The following is a 22,438-nucleotide window of genomic DNA, read 5'->3' as shown; positions in this document are numbered from 1 at the left end:
GTTTGAAGCCATATTGCTGTAATACAGTTTCAATTTGTTGCTGAATTGGACTGCGTATAGCTCCAATTTCAATCAGTTTGGAAAGCATTCAAAGAGGAAACCACGTAAGTGTTGTTCTCCACCCGATAGGGCAACATTTTCATGCTTCTATCCTGAATAATAAAATACCCATAATCATTTAGAATTCTATGGATTTCATTATAATTACTATTGTAATCATTAGTGTGGTGAATTAGTGCTCTTTCAAATACGATATCAATACTTACTGTATCAGTCTTGCTGAAAAGATATTTGTAGATAATTGATGGGTTTTTCTGTCGCGGCTTTAGCCATGTATTTAGAAGTTGCCCCGAATGGCTCTAAGTATTGGCGTATAAAATATAGATATGCTGGTAAAGATAAAAGGCTGGCTTTATATGTATAATTGTAATGTGTGAGAAGCCAATCATTGATATGGTAGATATTCACATTAGAGCTGATAGCGTGAGATTCTTACACACCATAGGGCGCAGTGCTTTCTGTTTTCTAGTGGATAACAATCGAGTAGTGTCGACCATACCTTTTTATAAGACAAAAAATAGGTCCGTTCAACATGATAGCGATTTTGATTAAATCATTTATTGGTAACATTAATGGATATAAAAATATAAAGAAAATAATATGGTTATGTATGTTAATTCCAGTTTTTGGTATCGCTAAGGAGAAGCCTACCGTTGTTTATACTCCCTTAGAGCTATTAGAGATGACTGTTACCAATAAAATCCCGAATAGCGAAACCCCCGTTTTGGATAAGTTTGATAGCTCTAAAATGCTATTTAATGAATGTAAATCAATAGCAAAGATTGTAATTTCTAATTTCAGTAACGCCTACCCAACAGTAATTGATGTTGATAGCAGCACACACTTTAAAGTAAGAGTCGGATCAATAGATGAAGTGTTTACCTTGGAGTGTGTTAATGATGAAAAACGGGTTTACAGGGCTAAATACAAACCTAAAAGTAATTAGTTTTTATGGGGAATAGTTGATTATTGGTAGGGGAATAAGAATGATGATTTTCGGGCTCGTTAACAAAGGTAGTTAGATAGTTTTTTAACATTATATTTAAATTATATCCACTTCTCATGTAAATATGAAAAGGCATTGTAATTTCAAATAGTTAGTAACTATATTTAAAAATTAAGTAATAACATATTCACTAATGTATTTTTTGTATATTCTAAAAGGATTTAGAGATGGTAAAGATAATTAATACTATTCGATATTAATTTATCACCTTTGTTGACTGGCGATGAAAAATAAAACGCTATAACACCTTATTCAGTTGAGGAGTAAGAGCTGAATAAGGTGTTATTTATATATTAAATCAGAGCAATACACGATAACATTGATCAAAACTAGCTAAAAAAACCAGAACGTGTGAGTTCTCCTATACCCGTAATGATAAACTGCACGCCCATACAAACTAGTAAAAATCCCATCAGCCTAGATATTGCATCAATACCGCTTTTACCAAAAAACTTCATAATAAGATTTGAGCTTTTTAGACTGGCCCACAGGATCACAGAAAAAATTAAAAATACCAGCGGTGGAGCGATAATAACAACCCAATGTGGGTAAGCGCTTTCATTGGTGATTACTGATGAAGCCATACTAATAATCATCGCTATAGTACCTGGCCCTGCAGTACTTGGCATAGCTAAAGGAACAAATGCAATACTAGATGTATTATCTACCGCTTTTCCCCCTTCAACATTACGGCTATTTTCAGCGATAGGAAACAACATACGAAAACCAATGTAGGCAACAATAAAACCACCTGCAATCCTCAAACCAGGAATAGTAACACCAAAGGTATTCATGATCGCTTGCCCTGAATACCATGAGGCCAACATAATAAAAAAGACATATACAGGCGTCATTTTTATAGTTTTTTTACGAGCCTCAATTGTCATTCCACCTGATAAACCAAGAAACAATGCAACTGTAGTTAGTGGATTTGATAATGGCAACAATACCACTAACCCAATACCTATTGCAGTTAATAATTCAAACATGACCACCTCATATATTTATGGTTATAACAACAAGCCAATAACGTCTTTGGCATACTTTACATTAATATCAGAATAAAATTTTTCAGTACCATTAAGAGATTTCAATATATTATCTTTATCATCTTTTATTGATACTGCATTAATGATACTTACTATCAGCTTTCTTACCTGCTCAGATTCCGATAATTCATATAGGCTAATCAATGCAATTAACACGTAAAATTGGTTAATATTTTTATGTTCATATAATGAATTCACATTCATTAGTAAGGTATTACGGATTTTTATGAGAGCCAATTCATTTAACGGTATTGTATTTATCTTCTGTAAAATAAAATTAACTTTACGAGATTCTATTTGCTGTGTATTACTCAATGGGATGATATACAACATCAAGATCACTATAATGATAGAAAAAATAAGTGCTATGGCTGTATTAGCAAAAAAGACAAAATCAAAGCTCATTGGATTAGTAAAATTAATTAAAAATATTAATGAAATACACATAATATGTGAAATCAGAAATGCTAATTTACCGACTGTTTTCAGGACACCTAAAAGGATGAAAACAGGGGTCATAATCAAAGCTGCTTGCATAAAGCTTGATGCTTGTATTAAAAAGAAAAACTTCAATACATAGCTAAGTGCGATAACCAACAGAGCAACAATAAATACAATAAAAGCAAGCTTATTAGCATTGGGAATAGTAACCCCAAAAGTAAAAGAAATACTCACTAGCACAGGCAATATGTAGCCATATTCCCAACCAGTATTAAGCCAAAAAATGACACTAATCACTAGGCTTACAACTAACCGTAATGTATTTAAAAAAGCATCTTTCCAATCAAAAAAAACATAAAACTGAGAGGTAGAGGGATTATCAACCTTGTTCTTCAAGCTTAATATTTGATTATATTTTTCATACTGTAAAAATGCTCGATCGACTAAACCAATAATAGATATAGTGACCAGCATAGGTAATTTTAATACCTTACTGTGTGCCTTTTTAAAAGATAAAAAATGACTTTCATATTTACTCACTTCATCATGGGCAATACTATCAGCAATGATAATAGATAGATTTTTCATCGTATTATCATAGTTTCCTTTGAACACACTTGATAACACATCTTTTCTATCCGTACTTATTTTTCTTTTCAGTAGAACTGTTTGTAGATTATTCGTTCTATTTGGCAAAGCATAACTAATAAATGTATAAATAATGATACCTATCATGACCTCCATTAGCCTTTCTTGAGACAAATTAAATATAGTCATAGGCAATGGATAAACTGAAGTACCAAAAGCAATAATTGCAGAAGTATACCCTGAAAGTGAAAACATATAAGGCATCATATAACGTGAGGTCAGCGCCATAAATAAACATACTGACAGCCAAATAATAATCAGGGCGGTAAACAGCCAGTGGTCACTGATACTAATATTAGCGATTAATGTTACTGCTATAACGCCAATAAAACTTCCAGCAAGCCGTGCCACCATTTTAGCCAAGCTTAATGATGGGTCTGGATAGCCAATGATTGCGACCGTCATCATTGACCAATAGGGCTTATCAAAACCAAAATATGAAGATATATACCAAGCCAATAAAATCGCTAGCATATATTTAACTGCGAATATCCAGTTTAGTTTCATCACTTAGTCTTCAATAAATACAGTGCAAGTCGTACCCGGTATAAGTGTAACTCCTTGAGTGCCATTTAATGATATTTTAATTGGTACTCTTTGCGCTAATCGAACCCACGGGTAGTTAGGCTGTATATTTTCAAGTAACAGACTCCCTGTCGTGGAATTGTTATCATCAATTGCTCTACCAATGCTTTGTACTTTGCCTTTTAATTCATGATTGTTGCTGTATAACTTTATACTTGCACTATCACCAACCACAACATTGGTCATTTTAGTTTCTTCTAAATAAGCAATCACATAGAAAGAGTCTTTATCAACGATCGCAAATAAAGGGGAACCTGCATTAATATAATTCCCTGAACGTAAATTCAAATTAGTAATAAAACCATTTACTGGTGAATGAATTTGTGTTCTTGATAGGTCAAGTTTAGCTTTTTCAATCTTCACTTTTGCTAATTCAATTTTCTTAGCTAAGCTTTCCTGGCGGGCTCTAGCATCATCTAGCTCTTCCTTAGATATTGCAACTTGACTTAATTTAGTCCGCCTTGCTAATTGGTTCTTTGCAAAATTGTATTGAACTACTAAATCATTAAGTTCTAATTCAGATTGACGTAGTTTAATTTCATAATCAGTAGGGTCAACGATGAGTAACAATTCACCTTGTTTGACCTCTTGGTTGTCAATGACCATCAATTGTTCAATTTTCCCTGAAACCTCAGCTGTCACTTGGTTGATTTCAGCGCGCACTCTACCATCACGAGTCCATGGACTTAATGCATAATGGTTCCATAATAAATATATAGACGAAATGATGATAAAAACAGATATAATAATTAATAAGTATTTCTTTATATTCATTATATTACCAACTATAAATTAATAATGAATGAACGGCCAAAACGCAGAAAAATAGTATGGAAATATCGAATAAACTCCCCGCATATTCATATTTGCACACTAAATTTGCGTAAACCACCCTAATCAATAACCAAGAAAAGAAACCTAAAAAAAATACCAAAGCAATACCGGGTATAAAAACCGTACCCCCTAGAATTAAATCTTTCATACGACTATCCCATTATAAAGAGATATTTGGCGACATTAACTATTGTAGGTAGTAAATTTACATCGCAGTATAATTTTTAAAATATAACAAACCCAAACAATTGCTTTAATTATATAAACTGTAAAATATTACGATTTTCTTATTTCTACTTTACTACATGATAGGAATAATGAATTTAGCCGATTATATTACCAATAAATACCGATGTAAAACTTGAAAGCACCAAAAGTTAACTTGTTAGAGTTAAATGCCAAAATTAATCATGATTGGTTATTGTGCAGATAAATAAATTTATCTTAATTATGTGCATTGTAACTAGTAATTTCATACATTTTTATTAATTAAGTCTGTACTATTTTAATAACAAGACAACTAAATAGAACACGATATAATTTACTAAATAGATATTTACATTGGTGCAATTAATCAGAAATACAATTTAAATTGGTAATGATAATATATCCTATGGATAAGCTACCTCTTAATGTGGTGAAATTATTCAGTTTTATTACAACCATTTAATTGCTGACTTTGACGCAAATCCATTAAAAATAGTAACAACACTACACATGAAAGACGTTAAAATACTAAGCCACCCATCCGCAGATATGCCACTATTCTTATGGAGAATACGTATTGATAGGGTTGATAGGTTTCATTTAGGAAGAGCTCAGTAGCCATCAAAAACTAACCCGCTTATGAATTGCACCCAAAAAGTTGGACATATCATTCAACATATAGGGGGCGTTTTTATGGATATCTCATGGAGATAACCGACTATCCTGAATGGTTCTCGTAACCACAAAACGTGGATAAGAATAGAACGACTGACACAGCGTTCAGGATTGAGTAATCACAGTATGTGATCGTGAATATCACCAAGAAAAACCGTGCTTAAATCGCGAGAAAAAGAGTGAATTCGTAGTTGGTCTTGAAGGGGAATAGAGTATTGAAGCCTATTAATGGCTGTATTTATCCAATAATTGCCTACTATTAATTGTTGTTCTCAGTTTACTACCACAGAAAACTTCAGATTGAAATTAATTATCGTTCACAATATCAGATGTATAAAAATGATTAGGTCAATAGATTATTATGATAAAAAAGTTTTAGTAAGAGATTGTAATTGGTAGAGCGAAAAAATAGCCATGCGATATCTTTCGTACCGTTTTGAACGGCGCAATATTTGGGGGGTAGGTTGTGTTTATTTCAATATCGGATGATTCTCATATGTCTAATAATTACTATAGTTAGTATAAGATACACTTAAATTTCATATCCACATGAAATAATTAATAATTATTAATTTTGAGCTATCTTCGATGAATAAAAAATTCAATTTAAGTATAATTTTAGTTTCACTGATCATATTAAGTGGTTGTACTCAGAAACATAGAGATACCATATCAGATATAACTTATGCATTAACGGGTGTCCCTGGTGCAAAGCACAAAAACAATGGAAATAACACCACTGCAATGAAATCAAAAGCACAATTAGAAAGAGAAAAAGAGGAGTATGAATTCAAAAATCGCCGCCAAAGTTGGATTGGTAAATCTATAGATGACCTAATAATGCAAAGGGGCAGCCCTTTTGGGGTTCATAAGAGACAGGATGGGGGATCTCAGTATACCTTTAAGAAAACCCAAAACAGTTCTAATGACCCGTACCTTAATAACCCTCGCTTATGCGTAGATAACTTTATTACCGATAAAAATGGATTAATTAAAGACTGGTCATCTTCTAACTGTCTTTATTAAACATAGCTAATATAGTTTCTCCTAATCCTTTTTTGTTAGAAGGGCGAGTTAGTTAGCTAAAACCGCCCCTCTACCTGTTTTATAATTAAATAAGCTTACCTACAATATCCTTATCCCATACTTTACCGCCTTTAGCTTGATAGCTAAGCCCATGAATTCGTACAGCGATAATGCGCCCGTTATCTATGCCTTATGATAGTACTAAATTGATCACTGAAACGACGACAGACTCATTATAGGTATAAGGTGGGATAACTTCTTACCAGTAATTTTTAAAACCTGTAATGGTAATAATGACTCAAATGGAAAGAATCAGAGCTATTCAGGATGCTGAAAAAGTCAAGCCACCTCTAAATTAACGCGTTGTAGCGGGTGACCTGCCAGAAAGGAAGAAAGTTACAGGTTACTATGAGTGATTTAGTGGTTATCCGCTAACAGGAGCGCAGAGAATTGCTTGTTAGAACTTGTTTATAAATGTAACCTTTGATGTCCACATATGTTTTTTTCCACGGGTCTTATTAAATGAAAAATTTGTTAGTTTCTGTTAGTTGTATTCTTTCATTATCTGGGTGTGCAGTGACCGAATATAATTACACGCCAGATTCACATAAAATAAGTGAGCCGAAAGTAGGTAGTGTTAATCGTGCCATCATAGGTCAAAGTTTAGTTAGGGAAGGTGATATAAGCGAGCTGAAAGCGATTAAGGTATTGAACCCAATACAAATAGACTTGGCTTATAAAATTATTCCTGGTGTGTTCAAAAAAGTTGGTTCAAGTGACAAAGGTGATTTCTATATGCCAGCTCAAACCATTGACTCCGGTTCTGTTGTCGTTGAGGCTCTTGGTCAGCCATGGAGTTCAATTTTAATAAAGAAAGGAGCCAATGCTAATGAAATTTGTATTGTAACTGACTTAAATGTTGCTGTTTGTAGTGATAAAGCCCAAATTGAATATCTTGAGTTAAATAACCCTGATGGTAATTCATTTGAGCAGGCTTTGATTTTTAATGGGATAAATAATCAAATAGTAGATATTAGCTACAGAAAAATAGGCTCAAACATTGAAAATCAAGGGTTTGGAAACAATCTTCAATATAACCTTAAAAAAAGCAATGTTATTTCTTATGGGAATGTAAAACTAAAAATTATAAATAGTTCTAATGATTCATTGACGTATGAAGTTATAAGTAATTTCTCGGGTAATTAAAACTATCGGAAATGGATGGTTTTTCCAAAATATAGCGTTAAACATATAAAGTCATTCTTTGTTTAACGCTACTATCGTAACTTTGAAATATCAAAGCTAATAGTTCCCGCGCATAAAAATCTTGTAATAATTTAAATCGTAAACTGTTTATAGTTTTACTATAAAAAATAGTTATGGTGAAAATATATTTCAATCAAATTTCAATAAGATAAGGTGTTTTTTTGTTGAGCGAATGACACCTTTCTCTGTAATTTATTATCTTCTGAAATTTTAGTAAAAAGTCTGTAAACCCTTGTCTAATTTAATCACCCTTATAATGATAAATATAATTATCACAAAAAGAGAGTCATAATTGAACAGTAGATGTATGTTATTTTTCATATATAATATTCTGCAGTCAAGGTTTGGCAGTACGAGGTAGTCGAGTTATAAACTAATAAATTTTGTGTAAATGAAATATTATAAAAAGAAAGGTGAGATACTGTGAGCATATTTAAATCGATTTGGGATTTTTTTGGCCTGTATCAGACTAAAAAAATAAGAATTTTACATTTATTAATTTTAGTTTTAGTGATATCGCAAATCATTGTTAGTAATTGGATGACAGGAACAAAGTCAGTCGTTCCTCCTTTTTTTGATATGGCTTATTTATTTACTTGGATTCATATTATTTCTGGTTTTGTGCTCTTTTTTTTAACGTTCTTTTTAGTCGTATCTTGTTTTAATCAACGCGGTTTTAAATATTTTTATCCCTATCTCTGGGGGGATTTTAAACAAATCAAAGAAGATATAAATTCTCTTTTAGCTAAAAAGCTACCAGATAGCTCTCCTAAAGGACTTGCTGCAACAGTTCAAGGGTTGGGGTTGGGGGCTTTATCAATTGTTATTTTGTCAGGTATAACATGGTTTATTTTATGGCTACAGCAGTCTCCATTTGCTTTAGAGGCTAGGAGTATTCATAAGTCACTCACTATTTTAATTGAGATTTATATTTATGGTCATGGTGGTTTAGGGGTTATCCATTTTATAATTTGGAAAAAAAATAATAAAATGGGTGGTTAGTTTTGCTCCTATGTATTTAATGATTTTTTATGAATCTCTAAATACTAATAAAAACAAACAATTCCATTTTAAATGAAGTTGGTGAGGGTTATTTTTATTCCCTATGATATTTAATAAAGTTAAATAAATCATAGGTATAGGTTATTACTTTTGACACTTTTGCTAGCAATAATATCTATAGAAAAAATAACCCAATTACCGCTTTAAATCACATTTGTTATTCTCGATAAGCCTTTTAATGCAACAGCATGAATCACGGGTGAAACACTTGTACAGCAATTCCCTAATACTGTTATTTTATATTTCTTTGCTTGTTCAGCAATCGTGGTAAATAGTACGCAGTTTTGAGTCATCATTCCGCATAATTCAATATGAAATATTGCCATAGCGTGATGGCTCATCGCCTGAAGGGGGGATAGGATAACCTATAGTTAAAAGACATATATGCTTTGACGTATGTGTTTGGCGTGTATATATTATACATAGTAGAGAGTAAAGGAGCATGTATGGAACCATTACAACTGTTTAAAATTTTAGGCGATCAAACAAGGCTAAACATCGTGTTGCTTTTAAAAGCATCAGGTGAATTGTGTGTTTGTGATATCTATACCGCATTAAATTTATCACAGCCCAAGACATCTCGTCACTTAGCGATGCTTAGAGAATACGGTCTTTTGCTTGATTCTAAACAGGGTAAATGGGTTCACTATCGCTTATCTCCAACATTACTTCCATGGGTAAAAAATATCATTGATGTCACCTATGCAACCGAGAAAAATAGAATCGCAGATTTGCTCAAGAGCCTAGAGACAAAAGTGTCAGTGGGTCATTGTTCGGCATAAAATTTTTTAAATTAACATATTCGAAAAAACATATATAAGGTTGAGATATGAAAAGATTAGAAGTATTTGACCCAGCGCTATGCTGTAGCACTGGTGTTTGTGGAACAGAAGTCGACCAAGTATTAGTAGACTTCGCAACAGATGTAGATTGGTTAAAAAAACAAGGGGCGAATGTAAAGCGTTTTAACTTAGCACAAGAACCTATAGCGTTTGTTGACAATACAAAAGTGAAAACATTTTTGGAAACCGCGGGGGCGGAATCACTCCCTCTATTTATTCTTGATGGTGAGATTGTGTTGACTGGTCGATATCCTAAACGCCATGAGCTTGCTAGATGGTTTGGAATTCGTATGAATATTGAGAAGGTTGAGGTCATTAAGCCGTGCTGTGGTAACGATAAAACATGTTGTTAACGAGGGATATACAATGAAATTTTTAGATAACGCACCTAACTATTTATTTTTTACAGGAAAAGGTCGGGTCGGTAAAACCTCGATTTCATGCGCAACAGCAATCAAATTGGCAGAGGAAGGAAAAAAAGTTTTATTGGTAAGTACTGACCCGGCTTCTAATGTGGGGCAAGTATTTTCTCAATCAATTGGAAACCACATTAAGCCAATAACATTAGTGCCAAACCTATTTGCGATTGAAATAGACCCGCAAGCCGCTGCCGAAGAATATCGAAATAAAATTATTAATCCCATCAAAGAAAGTTTACCTGAAGCGGTAATTCAAAGTATTACGGAGCAGCTATCAGGTGCCTGTACAACAGAGATTGCTGCTTTCGATGAATTTACTGGGTTGTTGACTAATACAGAAATTACCCGTCAGTTTGACCATATTATTTTCGATACTGCACCAACGGGGCATACCATTCGTTTACTACAACTCCCGAGTGCATGGAGTGATTTTATCAGCGATAACCCTGACGGAGCGACATGTTTAGGGCCAATGTCTGGCCTTGAAAAACAGCGCGAGCAGTACAGCATGGCAGTGGAAGCGCTGAGTGATAACTCGCTAACAAGGTTACTATTAGTTGCACGTCCTCAGTCAGCTGCGTTAAGAGAAGTTGCGAGAACCTACAATGAGTTATCTTCTCTGGGGATTAAAAATCAGCAATTGATCGTTAATGGTGTTTTCCCCGAAACGGCGATAACTGACAATGATAAGTTATCCCATGCGCTCTACTCTCGTGAACAAGCCGCATTAGCGTCTATGCCTGAAGCACTACGCTCGTTACCTGTCGATATTCTTTATTTACAAAATATCAATATGGTTGGAGTCGATGCACTGAAGCAGTTGTTATCTAATGACATGCCACAAGTTCCAACTACTACCCCGACAAAACAACCTATTTCTTTACCTACTTTGTCAGAACTGGTTGGCGAAATATCTCAACAACAGCATGGGTTGATTATGTTAATGGGAAAAGGCGGTGTAGGGAAAACAACGATTGCAGCATCAATAGCGGTGAAACTGGCAGAAAAAGGGTTAGATGTTCATCTGACCACATCCGACCCTGCTGCTCATATTGAGTCAACACTCGATGGTGTTTTACCCAACCTTCAAGTTAGTCGAATTGACCCTATCGCCGAAACTGAACGTTATCGTAGTTATGTTTTAGAAACAAAAGGGAAAGATTTAGATGCAGAGGGGCGGGCATTACTAGAGGAAGATTTGCGCTCCCCATGTACTGAAGAAATTGCGGTATTTCAGGCCTTTTCTCGCATTATTAAGGATGCTGGAAAACGTTTTGTTGTGATGGATACAGCTCCAACAGGGCATACATTATTACTCCTTGATGCAACTGGGGCATACCATAAAGAAATTGCTAAGAAAATGGGAGGGAAGGGCCACTTCTTAACCCCTATGATGCAATTGCAAGATCCTGAAAGGACAAAAGTGATTATTACGACACTTGCTGAAACAACACCTGTGCTTGAGGCGGAAAACTTACAAAATGATTTAATACGTGCAGATATACACCCGTGGGCATGGGTGATTAATAATAGCCTATCTATCACAGAAACAACCTCACCATTGTTACTTTCAAGGGCTGAGCAGGAGGTTTCTCAGATTGAAAAGGTGGCATCAACATTGGCAAAGCGTGTTGCTATTGTCCCTTTACTTGAGACAGAGCCTGTGGGGATATCCGCATTAAGTCAGCTCGCAGGATAAGTTCTACTTTTGGAAAAAGGTGCATAGAAAAGCACCTTTTAAACGAGGTTGTTATGTTTATTGCCGCATTAATTTTTATTTTGACCATTACGTTCGTTATTTGGCAACCCAAAGGGCTAGGTATTGGCTGGAGTGCAACGGCAGGGGCGGTATTAGCCCTTATTTTTGGGGTGATTAGTTTTCAAGATATTCCCGTTGTTTGGAATATTGTGTGGAATGCCACCGCGACATTTGTTGCCGTGATTATTATCAGTTTGCTGTTAGATGAAAGTGGCTTTTTTAAATGGGCGGCATTACATGTTGCCAAGTGGGGTGGTGGCCAAGGAAAACTATTATTTAGCTATATTGTGTTACTCGGTGCGACTGTTGCGGCTTTATTTGCCAATGATGGTGCGGCATTGATATTAACGCCGATTGTGATTGCAATGTTACTTGCACTTGGCTTTAACAAAGGCACGACATTAGCATTTGTTATGGCTGCTGGTTTTATTGCAGATACAGCGAGCTTGCCACTTATTGTTTCTAACCTCGTTAATATTGTTTCAGCTGACTTTTTTAATATTGGTTTTACTGAGTATGCGTCAATTATGGTGCCGGTGGATATTGCTGCGATTATTGCGACACTGGTGATGTTACATTGGTTTTTCCGTAAAGATATTCCTAAACAATATGATGTCACTAAACTGAGTGAACCAGCTTTAGCTATCAAGGACATGACGACGTTTAAAGCAGGCTGGTTTGTGCTAGCGCTATTACTCATCGGTTTTTTTGTCTTAGAACCATTAGGTATTCCTGTTAGTGTGATTGCTGCGATTGGTGCTTTAATTTTATGGGGAATTGCAGCTAGAGGTCATACGATTAATACCAAAAAAGTGTTGCGTGGTGCGCCGTGGCAAATTGTTATTTTCTCGTTAGGTATGTACTTGGTCGTGTATGGTTTAAGAAATGCAGGGTTAACGGATTACCTCTCTGAAACGCTTGATTACCTTGCCGATAAAGGGTTATGGGTAGCAACACTAGGAACAGGGTTTATCACTGCGTTTTTATCATCCATCATGAATAACATGCCAACAGTATTAATCGGCGCTCTTTCCATTGAAGGTAGCCAAGCAACGGGAGTTATTCAACAGGCGATGGTGTATGCCAATGTCATTGGTGCTGATTTAGGCCCGAAAATTACCCCTATAGGGAGTCTAGCAACATTGCTGTGGCTGCATGTGTTATCACAAAAAAATATGACCATTACATGGGGATATTATTTTAAAACGGGGATCATTATGACTATTCCTGTACTCACCGTCACATTGATTGCTTTAGTGCTAAGGCTTTCACTGCTAAATTAAGGGCAACTCCATGAATGAAATTACAATTTACCATAACCCAGATTGTGGTACTTCACGCAACACTCTAGCGATGATCCGCAATAGTGGCATTGAACCGACGATTATTTATTATTTAGAAACGCCACCCACTAAAAATGTATTAGTTCAACTGATTATAGATATGAACATTACGGTAAGAGAGCTATTACGCAAAAATGTGGAACCGTATGAGCAACTAAGCTTAGAAAAAACGATTTATACCGATGACCAATTAATTGATTTTATGTTGCAGTACCCAATATTGATTAATAGGCCGATTGTGGTAACGCCATTAGGTGTGAAATTATGCAGGCCATCTGAAGTGGTATTAGACATATTGCCAAATCCGCAGCAAAAGGTGTTTATCAAAGAAGATGGTGAGGTTATCGTTGATAAACTGGGGAACAGACTAAAGTAGGTAACTATTTAGTGGTTTTATTATGTTTTCTTTTACGTGAATACGTCTGAAATAATGAGAAAAATAAGCTCTATTTCAATGAAATGGGCGATAAAACCCCCTGCGATTACCAGTGAAAACGGTTTTTTTATATTGCTCGGTCTTAAAAAGCACTAAAGGCTGAAGGCCGCCTTTAGTGCGAGTTGAGGTTACAGCGCACTATCCCGTTAATTAAGGGATTACAAATAAGGCAATGGCCAGTGCTTAAAGTAGATATGCTTTGCTTGCCAATCTACTTTCTCAGTATTGTCTGCAAGTAAATAGCGAGCGACAGTAAATGCAAATTCAAAGCTGACACCTAGCCCTTTTGCACTAATAAATTTACCATCCACAACAACGTCTTGATCAACGTAGTGCCCATCATTATATTTTTCAGCAAGTTTATCACCAGTACTATAATGTCTACCTTCAAGTAACTGATGAGCTGCGAGTACTTTGGCACCAGAGGAACATAGGGCACAAATATATTTATCTTCAGAAATATGACGGCGAAGAAACTCAATAACTTGTGGTGAGCTACTAAGGCGATCGGTGCCTTTTGGGCCGCCAGGCATCATTACTGCGTCATAACTGTGAGATAGTTTTTCTGTTAACAAGTAGTCAGCACTAATTTTAGTTTCAAAATAAGTATTTAGTGTCAGGGTATCCATACATGAAAGAACATCAACATGAATATCTAATCGACGCATAATATCAATGAAAACGACGGCTTCACCTTCTTCGAAGCCATCTGCGAGTAATACAGCAACTTGTTTCATGTCATTCCTTTATTATTTATTTCAATGAATTATAACTTTCCATCACTTTTACAAACGCGAATTTTATCCATGACAACCGATTTCATTGCAGCTTTGCCTGGAACTAAATAGTGACGAGGGTCAGTAGCATCTGGGTTTTCAAGAAAGTAGTGTTTGATGGCATCGGAAAAGGCTATTTTCAGTTCAGTTGCCACATTTACCTTACAAATACCTAGATCAATACAATGGCGTACATCTGCATCGGGTATCCCTGATGCACCATGTAATACTAGTGGTATTTCTGTTTTTTGACGGATTGCTTGTAAACGGTCAAAATCTAAGTGCGGCTCGCTTTTATACATACCATGAGCTGTACCAATTGCGACCGCAAGTGAGTCAATACCAGTGCGTTGGATAAATTTTACGGCAGACTCTGGGTCTGTAAATAAAGCATCTGCAGCATCAACGACCAAATCATCTTCTTGGCCCCCTAAGCGTCCAAGTTCCGCTTCTACGGTACAATCCCATTGGTGACAGTAATCAACAACTTGTTTAACAATTTGAATATTTTCTTCGAAAGGAAAGTGGGATGCATCTATCATTGCGGAACGCACTCCTGAGACCACCTTTTGGAAAATATCAGGAATATCTTCATGATGGTCTAGGTGTAATGCGACAGGAATATGATAGCGTTCAGCCGCTTGCTGGCAGATAGCAATAAGATAATCACTCCCCGCATAGGCAAAGGTACTTGGTGTTCCTGCGAGGATCACTGGAGACCCCATTTCTGCGGCAGTTTCCATCACAACTTGAATAGTCTCGAGATTGTGGATGTTGAATGCAGGCACAGCATAGCCACCTTGTTGGGCTTTATTTAACATACTACGGGTCGATACGAGAAACATAGTTGCCTCTTCTTTCATTTAATTTCGATTTATAATAATCGAAAGATAAAGAAAGGTAAAAGATCTAAATCACATTTTATTTGTTTCACACCGAAAGGTAATGAAAGAAAACTAAAAAAAATGACTCATTTTAGAACTATAAGTTGTCACACCTTTACGTAATAGGTTGTTTTTAGGACGTTTTGATTGACCTATAATTGTTTCAATTACCTTTTGAGTGAGAGGTTGTTTATCTAAGCGGCGACTTAAAGGAGACTGCTGTTGAGTATACTCCTGCCGAAATATCACCGTAACTTCCTGCGTATCTTTAACTCCTATTACCGAAGCATGAATCGATGGAATTTCGAAACGAAAATCGGCCTTTTCGATTGGAAGTTCGCTGGTGGGAGTTTGCCAAAGCTGAAGCCGTTCACCACAATATAAAGCGATGACCACAGACCGTAATGACCAGAAACTGCTTGCAGGTCCGCTGTAATTATCGACAAGACGAGAGTCTTGCGCGAATAAGCCTTGCGTTGGTGCTCCCGCTTTTAATGCACCATTACTAATAAAGTAGCGAAGTGTGCTTTCTAAGGCATGTTTGGCTTGACCGATACTGACGGAATCACAACCTAAATCAACACCTGCGATTAATGGAGTTGACACCGCTAAACGGTAACATGCACTGCGCCCAAAAAATGGAATACCTTTGGTTGTAATAAATGGTAGATAGCTGCGATTAAACTGATTAAGGGATTGCTTTATAAATTCATGATCGAAGCCTGGAATAATTTGGTTTAGCCAGTAAAGCCCATAGTAAAAACCCCAAGCATTGTAATAATCAAAATTCCCTTTTGCACCATCACGGAACCAACCGTCGCCAGCATAAAATTGTTTAATTCTGTTATAACGCCAATGGGCAATATGGTCAGTTCCCGTCAATGCTTTGATAACAAATTGGACGGTGAGTGGGAATAAATGCCAGTTATTATCAACGATTTCGCAGTGATTAACTTGTTCGAACCACGTGATAATTTGGTGTTGTAAGCTAATATCAAGCTGATCCCATACCCATTTACGACTGAGCCAAAGGGTGAGAGCTAAGTCTGCAGATTCACATATTTTTTGGTCGTAGTTTTCAAGCTTCCCCCAATAGCCTTTATGGGAAGGGTTTGTCCCATTCACAAATGCGCTTTTAATCATCTCTGCAATATTAAATGGTTGTTGGTTTAGCCCTTTGATTATCGGTTGCTGATGATGAACTAACCATGCTGCAAGCAGGGGTAATACTCGGCTAACACCTTCCATAGCATCTGTCTTGACGGTTTGTTGTCCGGGGCTTCCGGGGTAATAAGCATGGGTATAATCCCAAACTTGATAATGATGAAAAGCCTCCGTGACATAGCGAGTGAGTGTTTCGCAAAGAAATAATAATGGCTTTTGATTATCGCGAAAGGTATCGGCAATAAGTTGGTCATGGTGGTGGTAAGCCCGTTTTCGGATACATCTTCTAATAATATTTTCTTTAAACAGTCGTTGATAGATGGCTATATTAGGGTGTTCATAGGGGAGTTTTGGACGTTCAGTAGGAATAATAGGTGTAGTCATATTTATTCTCGATTGTTAGAAAAAGCGAGCTTCCATGCTCACTTAATTGGCCAAAGATCCGATTCTATCGTGCAGAATCAACAAGTATTTGGTAACGGTCTTGTCCCCATACAACAGGTTTTGGTTTGTCTTTAACCCAATGATAATAAGCAGATTTTAGCTGTTTAACTTTTTCTGGATACTGACGTGCTAAATCAATTGATTCAGCAGGGTCTTGTTTATCATTGAATAGCTTAGGTTGGTTTGAGCCATCGTCATAAAAATACAGAGCCCATTCGCCATCACGGATCGCCCATGAGCCTTTTGATAGTTTTTCTAGGTTAGGGTTATTAGGGATTTCTTTACGTTGGTATGTTATCCATTCATGGTAACCGTGCCAGAATGCCTGATTTTCTTCGCTGTAGTGTTTAGTCCCTGGGCCTGTCCAATAAAGGTATTGATGTGGAGATTTATCGTCTTTGCCTATTAATACGGGCATAATATCTTTCCCTTCTACTTTCAGGGTATCTGGGATAGTTATTCCTGCACTTTTCAGCGCCGTCGGCAGGATATCGATAGCTGAAACCATGATGTCACTCTGTTTACCTGCTGGGATATGGCCCGGCCAATAAGCAACAAAAGGGACACGCACTCCGCCATTAAACATTTGGCCTTTGAAGCCTTTATCCATTGCGTTCATTGGCATTGGGGATTCATGAACAGCCCCGTTATCTGAAATAAAGAAAATTAACGTATTTTGTAATTCTCCATTTTCTTTCAACGTGGCAATTATTTTTCCGATCCCTTCATCTGCGGCATTCAGAGCGGCAAAATACTTATCAGCTTCAACATTACCTGTATTAAATTTATCCATATATTTGGCAGGTGAAGCCTCCTCAAGTGGGATATGAGGCACGCTATACGACAAATTAATAAAGAAAGGCTTATCTTTATGACTGTCTATGAATTTGACAGTTTCATCCGTCAATAAATGAGTCAGGTAGCCAGAAGCAGGGACATTTTCCCCATTACGCCAAATCGCTGGTGAATTCCACAACGCTGCGCCAGAGGCATAATAACTGTAGGCATAATCAAAACCCCTTTCATGGGGGGCAAACCCAGGTTCTGGTGTTGATATCATGTTGTCATGATAATCACGAGTTTGTTTATCTTCAGCTATCTTGGGCTTTTTGATCACTTTCGCATTATGCCACTTCCCAATGCTGGCAGTTGCATAACCATCGGCTTGGAATAAAGCGGGTAATAATTTTATGTCCTCTGGAATGCCTAACATAGCATCATCATTACTATAGGTACCGAAGCTTGCAGGGGAGCGACCAGTAAAAATCCCTGCTCTAGACGGCCCACAAACTGGGTGAGCAACAAAGGCGTTAGTCATTTTAATTCCGCCGGCTGCCATTTCAGTGACATTTGGCATCGCAATTTTCGCGGCTTCGACCATTTTATTTATGTCGCCATCATAACGTTGGGCGGTAGGGCGTTTTGCTAGCTCGTTAACATCAAGATTGTCTAACACAAAATCAAGCTGACCAGTCCCTAAATCATCCATAACAATAAGTAAAACATTGGGTTTTTCAGGGGTTCCTCCAGCAGTTGCAGCTAAGGGAAAACTTAAGCAACTAGTGGCTATAAGGCCAGCAAGTAGGCTTTTTTTTACAGTAGGTAAGATCACAAAAGTCTCTCCAGAAAGGTTAATTTATTGAAAATAAGCTTTTTTTAAGGCAGGGAGTGCATCGCTAGCCAATCCCCCGCGGGAAATAGCTTGCTGCATTAACTGCATGCCTAGTGCGGTATGATGAAATATTTTTTTATAAGAACGGCACAAGTAATTGTGGCGATATTTTTCTCCATCAATTGCCACAATTCGGTGTTTAGGGCAGCCACCGTAGCATAAGCTTTGGACTTCACAACGTTGGCAAATACTGGTGAGTTTGTCGTATTTATTTTGACCAAAGCGTGTCTGTTGCTTAGAAGAAACTAAACGAGCTAAGGTGTTTTCTTGGACGCTACCTAAGCGGTTTGCAGGGTAAACGTAGTGGTCACAGGAGTAAACATCACCATTAGATTCAATGATTAATGCTTGTCCACAGGTTTTGGATTGAATACAAGTGGACGCAGGATAACCCATCCATGTACCAAGTAAGCTATCGAACAAACGGATGTATACTTTTCCTACATCACCTTGGCGTATCCATTCGTCGAAAATATCAGCCATAAATTGTCCGTATCCTTCACTTGAAACTGAGAAAGACGCCATAACAGCATTCGGACCGGGCGCATAGTGCCCCCCTTGCATATGTGGAAAACGTCGGTCTACTTCAACAATTGGAATAAATTGAAAGAATGTCGAGCCGATATCTTTTAGTGCTTGATACGTTTCTTTTCCTTTACGCCAATTCTGATCGTTCACGACGGTAAGTGTATTAAATTGAACACCATATTCGTTGAGTAACTGAATTGATTTTTTAACGCGTTCGAAGGTTGGGTTACCATTGACTGAAATACGATATTTATCATGCACCGCTTCAAGTCCATCAATAGAAACCCCGAGTAAAAACTGGTGATCGGCAAAAAATTGTGCCCATTGACGGTTTATTGCAATTGCATTGGTTTGGACACTATTTGTGATCGTTTTTCCTTGTGCGTATTGTTTTTGATACTTCACAACACGCTCAAAAAACGCTAACCCAGCGAGTGTTGGTTCTCCGCCTTGCCATGAAAAATCAATTTGGTCACTCGCGTTAGACTGAATATAGTCTTTAATGTAACGACGTAATACATTGTCAGGCATCACGTCATGATGGTTATCTGCTACTTCTTCGTTAAATACATTCTCTTTTTCGAGATAAAAACAGTATTCACACTTGATATTACAGCGATAGCTAGTGGGTTTCGCCATCATATGAAAGTTAGTTGGTTGGTTAGAAGCCATTTTTTTATCCGAAAGAAGTCAGGTTATTTTTATAGCATTACGCAATTTTCGTAAAATCAAAAGAGATTGAAATCACAAAAATGGAAAATGAAAGATTTTGAAAGGTGGGGGGGAGAGGAATAAATGGGGGATTCACGATAAAGTATCGTGTCGTTAAAATTCCAAAATATACTTTTTAATTAAACGGAACCCGACATCTTTCGAATAGAAAAAGTTTTTTCAGCACGTTTTGCTAATTTTAGAGTCATTTCATTACTAAAATTTCACGAATCTGGGCTTAGAGGCGACAGTCTGACGATTAGATTAATTAAAATACACTGATTAACACTTTATATATTGGATAGTTTCTCATTCGAAGCTATGATATTTCAATTATGAAAATATCCGTAAGCAAATAGTGAACAAATCGAAACTTTGTGAAAGAGATCAAAAGTTTTGTTTTTTTACGTTGTCGGTAATTTTTGGCGTAGTAAACTAATTTCGAAATCAAATGAAAGTCTTTTGTTTGGTTTCGTAAGGAGACGAAAGTGAAAGCGGCAGTTGAGCGGCGTATGGAAATACTCGACATGGTTAACCAACATGGTAAAGCCAGAGTTGAGGATCTAGCCGAAATTTTTAAAGTTTCAAGTGTCACCATTCGCAGCGATTTAAGTTTTCTTGAAAAAAATGGTTATGTTATTCGCTCTCATGGCGCTGCAATACCGAATACAGGGTTTATTGCAGAACTGAGTATCCACGAAAAACGTGGGCAAAATGCGGGAACAAAAACGTTAATAGGGAAAGCTGCCGCCACGCTAATTAAGGATGGGGATACCGTTATTTTAGACTCGGGGACAACTACGCGTGAAATCGCGACACATTTAAAATCGCGTGAAAACGTAGTGGTCATGACTAACGGTTTAGATGTTGCAATGGAGTTGGCGAATACCGCAGGCGTTGATGTATTAATGACAGGCGGTGCATTGCGAAAGAATGCTTTATCGTTTTCTGGCTCTCAAGCAGAAAGCAGCCTAAGAAATTACCGATTTGATAAGGTTTTTCTTGGGGTTGACGGATTCGATTTACGTGTTGGTATCACGACACACAATGAACAAGAGGCGAGCCTCAACCGTTTAATGTGTGATATCTCAGAGACTATTATTGCAGTTGCTGATTCTACGAAATTCGGTAAACGCAGCTGTCATATGATCCGTGAGTTTGGTGATATTGATATTTTGGTAACAGACTCTGGTATTCCTGATGAATATGTCCAAGAGTTAAAGGACCATAAAATCGAAGTCATTATCGTCGATAAAGATTTATAGCTGACTAACTCCATTAACAGCACTGCCGGTGTTGATTGTGGAGTTAGTATTAATGCATCCTTTAGAAAAAATTGTTCAGCAAAATAAGTTAGGTCAACAGAACGGTATTTATTCTGTTTGTTCTGCTCATCCTTTTGTTATTGAAGCATCATTGCAGCAAGCGTTGGACAATAATTCCTTTCTTCTTATTGAAGCCACTTCTAATCAGGTTGATCAATTCGGTGGTTATACCGGTATGACACCTGCTGATTTTTATCATTATGTTACTGAAAAAGCAGAGAAAGTTGGCTTTCCTCTCAATCAGCTAATTCTTGGTGGTGACCATTTAGGCCCTAACCGTTGGCAAGACCTCCCTGCTGCAGATGCTATGGATAATGCCGATGTTTTAATCGCAGCTTATGTTGCCGCTGGATTTAAAAAAATTCATTTAGATTGCAGCATGTCTTGCGCTGATGACCCTGTTCCTTTAACCGATGAAATTGTTGCTGAGCGGGCGGCTCGCCTTGCGGTTATCGCAGAAAAAACAGCAAAACAACAATTCGGTCGTAGCGATATTGTGTATGTCATTGGTACTGAAGTTCCTGTTCCCGGCGGAGCCACAGAAGCTTTAGAGGGTGTGGAGGTCACTTCTCCTGATGCCGCTCGCAAAACCTTAGAGTGTCATGCGAAAGCATTCGAAAAAGCAGGTGTGGGGGATTGTTGGCAACGGGTTATCGGATTGGTCGTTCAACCTGGAGTGGAATTTGATCATACCGGTGTGATTGATTATCAACCCGAAAAAGCACAGGCATTGAGTAAAGTAGTTGATGATTATTCACATCTGGTTTTCGAAGCTCACTCAACTGATTACCAAACAGAAGATGCTTATAAACAATTGGTTCGTGACCATTTTGCTATTTTGAAAGTAGGCCCCGCATTGACGTTTGCAATGCGCGAAGCGCTGTATTCATTGTGCGAAATTGAGAATGAAATGTTTCCTGCCAAGCAATGTTCTCATTTAAAAGAAAAAATGGAGCGCTTGATGTGTAGCGAGCCGCATTTCTGGCAGAAGTATTATCATGGCGATATTCACCAACAAGCATTTGCTCGGGTATATAGCTTCAGCGACCGCATTCGTTACTATTGGCCGGATAAAGAAATTAGCGATGCAATAGATAAGCTAATGAATAATTTATCTGCTAAACCAATCCCATTACCTTTACTTAGCCAATATCTGCCACATCAATTTAAACAATTGAGAGAAGGTCTGATTGATGGCTCACCTAAGTCGTTTGTTTTCGCAAAAATTCGCGATGTGTTATCGGTGTACGCCGATGCGTGTAAATTCAGTCACTGA

At 37.1% G+C, this 22,438-nt stretch carries 21 protein-coding genes and 1 pseudogene; 12 read left to right on the top strand and 10 right to left on the bottom strand.

Features of this window, described 5'->3' with window-relative positions; all coding sequences use genetic code 11:
- Window positions 1-68 precede the first annotated feature (68 nt).
- Window positions 69-254, bottom strand: a complete 186-nt coding sequence (locus tag ACPEH5_RS08170; protein ID WP_369109835.1) for a hypothetical protein — start codon at window positions 252-254, stop codon at window positions 69-71.
- A 77-nt stretch (window positions 255-331) separates the two neighbouring features.
- Between ACPEH5_RS08170 and ACPEH5_RS08165 the strand changes: the two are divergent.
- Both ACPEH5_RS08165 and ACPEH5_RS08160 read left to right on the top strand, forming a co-directional pair.
- Window positions 332-421 (top strand): annotated as a pseudogene (locus tag ACPEH5_RS08165) (Arm DNA-binding domain-containing protein); the annotation flags it as partial.
- A gap of 171 nt (window positions 422-592) precedes the next feature.
- Window positions 593-1,006 carry a hypothetical protein gene (locus ACPEH5_RS08160; RefSeq protein ID WP_206227027.1) on the top strand — a complete coding sequence of 138 codons (414 nt, stop codon included), beginning with the start codon at window positions 593-595 and terminating at the stop codon, window positions 1,004-1,006.
- 389 nt (window positions 1,007-1,395) lie between these two features.
- Here ACPEH5_RS08160 and ACPEH5_RS08155 read toward each other — a convergent pair whose 3' ends face one another.
- From ACPEH5_RS08155 to ACPEH5_RS08145, 3 genes are read right to left on the bottom strand one after another with little or no spacing between them, the layout of a single operon-like run.
- A complete protein-coding gene (locus ACPEH5_RS08155; protein WP_281110446.1) occupies window positions 1,396-2,055 on the bottom strand; it encodes a MarC family NAAT transporter in 660 nt (219 codons plus the stop codon).
- Between the two features lie 21 nt (window positions 2,056-2,076).
- Window positions 2,077-3,711, bottom strand: a complete 1,635-nt coding sequence (locus tag ACPEH5_RS08150) for an FUSC family protein (RefSeq protein WP_071548318.1) — start codon at window positions 3,709-3,711, stop codon at window positions 2,077-2,079.
- A 3-nt stretch (window positions 3,712-3,714) separates the two neighbouring features.
- A complete protein-coding gene (locus ACPEH5_RS08145) occupies window positions 3,715-4,563 on the bottom strand; it encodes an HlyD family secretion protein (RefSeq protein ID WP_042845314.1) in 849 nt (282 codons plus the stop codon).
- Between the two features lie 1,530 nt (window positions 4,564-6,093).
- Between ACPEH5_RS08145 and ACPEH5_RS08140 the strand changes: the two genes are divergently transcribed.
- The 3 genes from ACPEH5_RS08140 (at window position 6,094) to ACPEH5_RS08130 (ending at window position 8,799) form a co-directional block, all read left to right on the top strand.
- Window positions 6,094-6,531 (top strand): hypothetical protein, encoded by a 438-nt coding sequence (locus tag ACPEH5_RS08140; RefSeq protein WP_048608041.1) that lies wholly within the window; start codon window positions 6,094-6,096, stop codon window positions 6,529-6,531.
- A gap of 522 nt (window positions 6,532-7,053) precedes the next feature.
- Window positions 7,054-7,737, top strand: coding sequence for a hypothetical protein (locus ACPEH5_RS08135; RefSeq protein WP_071548316.1), 684 nt, complete (start codon window positions 7,054-7,056; stop codon window positions 7,735-7,737).
- A 483-nt stretch (window positions 7,738-8,220) separates the two neighbouring features.
- On the top strand, window positions 8,221-8,799 hold the full coding sequence (locus tag ACPEH5_RS08130) for a cytochrome b/b6 domain-containing protein (RefSeq protein WP_129466254.1): 579 nt from the start codon (window positions 8,221-8,223) through the stop codon (window positions 8,797-8,799).
- Window positions 8,800-9,002: 203 nt separating this feature from the next.
- Here ACPEH5_RS08130 and ACPEH5_RS08125 read toward each other — a convergent pair whose 3' ends face one another.
- The gene (locus tag ACPEH5_RS08125; RefSeq protein WP_226693511.1) at window positions 9,003-9,185 is read right to left on the bottom strand and encodes an isochorismatase family protein; all 183 of its coding nucleotides are present in this window, start codon (window positions 9,183-9,185) and stop codon (window positions 9,003-9,005) included.
- A 120-nt stretch (window positions 9,186-9,305) separates the two neighbouring features.
- On the opposite strand from ACPEH5_RS08125, the gene ACPEH5_RS08120 reads away from it, so the two are divergent.
- Genes ACPEH5_RS08120 through arsC form a run of 5 tightly spaced genes read left to right on the top strand, consistent with a single transcriptional unit; the run spans window position 9,306 to window position 13,598 of the window.
- Entirely contained in the window at window positions 9,306-9,641 is a 336-nt protein-coding gene (locus ACPEH5_RS08120) for a metalloregulator ArsR/SmtB family transcription factor (protein ID WP_042845301.1), read from the top strand.
- Between the two features lie 47 nt (window positions 9,642-9,688).
- A complete protein-coding gene (arsD, locus tag ACPEH5_RS08115) occupies window positions 9,689-10,054 on the top strand; it encodes an arsenite efflux transporter metallochaperone ArsD (protein ID WP_071548315.1) in 366 nt (121 codons plus the stop codon).
- A gap of 13 nt (window positions 10,055-10,067) precedes the next feature.
- Entirely contained in the window at window positions 10,068-11,819 is a 1,752-nt protein-coding gene (gene arsA, locus ACPEH5_RS08110) for an arsenical pump-driving ATPase (RefSeq protein ID WP_281110443.1), read from the top strand.
- 53 nt (window positions 11,820-11,872) lie between these two features.
- Window positions 11,873-13,162, top strand: a complete 1,290-nt coding sequence (locus ACPEH5_RS08105; RefSeq protein WP_217008416.1) for an arsenic transporter — start codon at window positions 11,873-11,875, stop codon at window positions 13,160-13,162.
- A gap of 10 nt (window positions 13,163-13,172) precedes the next feature.
- On the top strand, window positions 13,173-13,598 hold the full coding sequence (gene arsC / locus ACPEH5_RS08100) for a glutaredoxin-dependent arsenate reductase (protein ID WP_042845294.1): 426 nt from the start codon (window positions 13,173-13,175) through the stop codon (window positions 13,596-13,598).
- Window positions 13,599-13,816: 218 nt separating this feature from the next.
- On the opposite strand, the gene ACPEH5_RS08095 is transcribed toward arsC, so the two are convergent.
- From ACPEH5_RS08095 to ACPEH5_RS08075, 5 genes are all read right to left on the bottom strand, one after another.
- Window positions 13,817-14,395, bottom strand: coding sequence for a DJ-1/PfpI family protein (locus ACPEH5_RS08095; protein ID WP_042845293.1), 579 nt, complete (start codon window positions 14,393-14,395; stop codon window positions 13,817-13,819).
- Window positions 14,396-14,424: 29 nt separating this feature from the next.
- Complete coding sequence (locus ACPEH5_RS08090) at window positions 14,425-15,279, bottom strand: tagatose bisphosphate family class II aldolase (RefSeq protein ID WP_042845292.1); 855 nt, start codon at window positions 15,277-15,279, stop codon at window positions 14,425-14,427.
- Window positions 15,280-15,390: 111 nt separating this feature from the next.
- Window positions 15,391-16,866 carry a DUF2264 domain-containing protein gene (locus ACPEH5_RS08085; RefSeq protein ID WP_042845291.1) on the bottom strand — a complete coding sequence of 492 codons (1,476 nt, stop codon included), beginning with the start codon at window positions 16,864-16,866 and terminating at the stop codon, window positions 15,391-15,393.
- A gap of 64 nt (window positions 16,867-16,930) precedes the next feature.
- The gene (locus ACPEH5_RS08080) at window positions 16,931-18,538 is read right to left on the bottom strand and encodes a sulfatase family protein (RefSeq protein WP_281110441.1); all 1,608 of its coding nucleotides are present in this window, start codon (window positions 18,536-18,538) and stop codon (window positions 16,931-16,933) included.
- A gap of 24 nt (window positions 18,539-18,562) precedes the next feature.
- On the bottom strand, window positions 18,563-19,798 hold the full coding sequence (locus ACPEH5_RS08075) for an anaerobic sulfatase maturase (protein ID WP_042845289.1): 1,236 nt from the start codon (window positions 19,796-19,798) through the stop codon (window positions 18,563-18,565).
- A 527-nt stretch (window positions 19,799-20,325) separates the two neighbouring features.
- Between ACPEH5_RS08075 and agaR the strand changes: the two genes are divergently transcribed.
- Together agaR and kbaZ are read left to right on the top strand one after the other, a co-directional pair.
- Window positions 20,326-21,102: a transcriptional repressor AgaR gene (gene agaR / locus ACPEH5_RS08070; protein WP_042845288.1), complete on the top strand. Its 777-nt coding sequence runs from the start codon at window positions 20,326-20,328 to the stop codon at window positions 21,100-21,102.
- Between the two features lie 52 nt (window positions 21,103-21,154).
- Window positions 21,155-22,438, top strand: a complete 1,284-nt coding sequence (gene kbaZ, locus ACPEH5_RS08065; RefSeq protein ID WP_129466363.1) for a tagatose-bisphosphate aldolase subunit KbaZ — start codon at window positions 21,155-21,157, stop codon at window positions 22,436-22,438.

The sequence above is a fragment of the Providencia sp. NPDC089933 genome (genome assembly GCF_049545585.1).
Taxonomy (GTDB): domain Bacteria; phylum Pseudomonadota; class Gammaproteobacteria; order Enterobacterales; family Enterobacteriaceae; genus Providencia; species Providencia huashanensis.
The sequence above is the reverse complement of the archived record's forward strand: the minus strand, read 5'-3'. Positions and strand labels throughout refer to the sequence as shown.

Coding starts and splice junctions, on each gene's coding strand:
- ACPEH5_RS08160 (WP_206227027.1), top strand. CDS start 593: ATGATAGCGATTTTGATTAAATCATTTATTGGTAACATTAATGGATAT.
- ACPEH5_RS08155 (WP_281110446.1), bottom strand. CDS start 2,055: ATGTTTGAATTATTAACTGCAATAGGTATTGGGTTAGTGGTATTGTTG.
- ACPEH5_RS08150 (WP_071548318.1), bottom strand. CDS start 3,711: ATGAAACTAAACTGGATATTCGCAGTTAAATATATGCTAGCGATTTTA.
- ACPEH5_RS08145 (WP_042845314.1), bottom strand. CDS start 4,563: ATGAATATAAAGAAATACTTATTAATTATTATATCTGTTTTTATCATC.
- ACPEH5_RS08140 (WP_048608041.1), top strand. CDS start 6,094: ATGAATAAAAAATTCAATTTAAGTATAATTTTAGTTTCACTGATCATA.
- ACPEH5_RS08135 (WP_071548316.1), top strand. CDS start 7,054: ATGAAAAATTTGTTAGTTTCTGTTAGTTGTATTCTTTCATTATCTGGG.
- ACPEH5_RS08125 (WP_226693511.1), bottom strand. CDS start 9,185: ATGGCAATATTTCATATTGAATTATGCGGAATGATGACTCAAAACTGC.
- ACPEH5_RS08120 (WP_042845301.1), top strand. CDS start 9,306: ATGGAACCATTACAACTGTTTAAAATTTTAGGCGATCAAACAAGGCTA.
- arsD (WP_071548315.1), top strand. CDS start 9,689: ATGAAAAGATTAGAAGTATTTGACCCAGCGCTATGCTGTAGCACTGGT.
- arsA (WP_281110443.1), top strand. CDS start 10,068: ATGAAATTTTTAGATAACGCACCTAACTATTTATTTTTTACAGGAAAA.
- ACPEH5_RS08105 (WP_217008416.1), top strand. CDS start 11,873: ATGTTTATTGCCGCATTAATTTTTATTTTGACCATTACGTTCGTTATT.
- arsC (WP_042845294.1), top strand. CDS start 13,173: ATGAATGAAATTACAATTTACCATAACCCAGATTGTGGTACTTCACGC.
- ACPEH5_RS08095 (WP_042845293.1), bottom strand. CDS start 14,395: ATGAAACAAGTTGCTGTATTACTCGCAGATGGCTTCGAAGAAGGTGAA.
- ACPEH5_RS08090 (WP_042845292.1), bottom strand. CDS start 15,279: ATGTTTCTCGTATCGACCCGTAGTATGTTAAATAAAGCCCAACAAGGT.
- ACPEH5_RS08085 (WP_042845291.1), bottom strand. CDS start 16,866: ATGACTACACCTATTATTCCTACTGAACGTCCAAAACTCCCCTATGAA.
- ACPEH5_RS08075 (WP_042845289.1), bottom strand. CDS start 19,798: ATGGCTTCTAACCAACCAACTAACTTTCATATGATGGCGAAACCCACT.
- kbaZ (WP_129466363.1), top strand. CDS start 21,155: ATGCATCCTTTAGAAAAAATTGTTCAGCAAAATAAGTTAGGTCAACAG.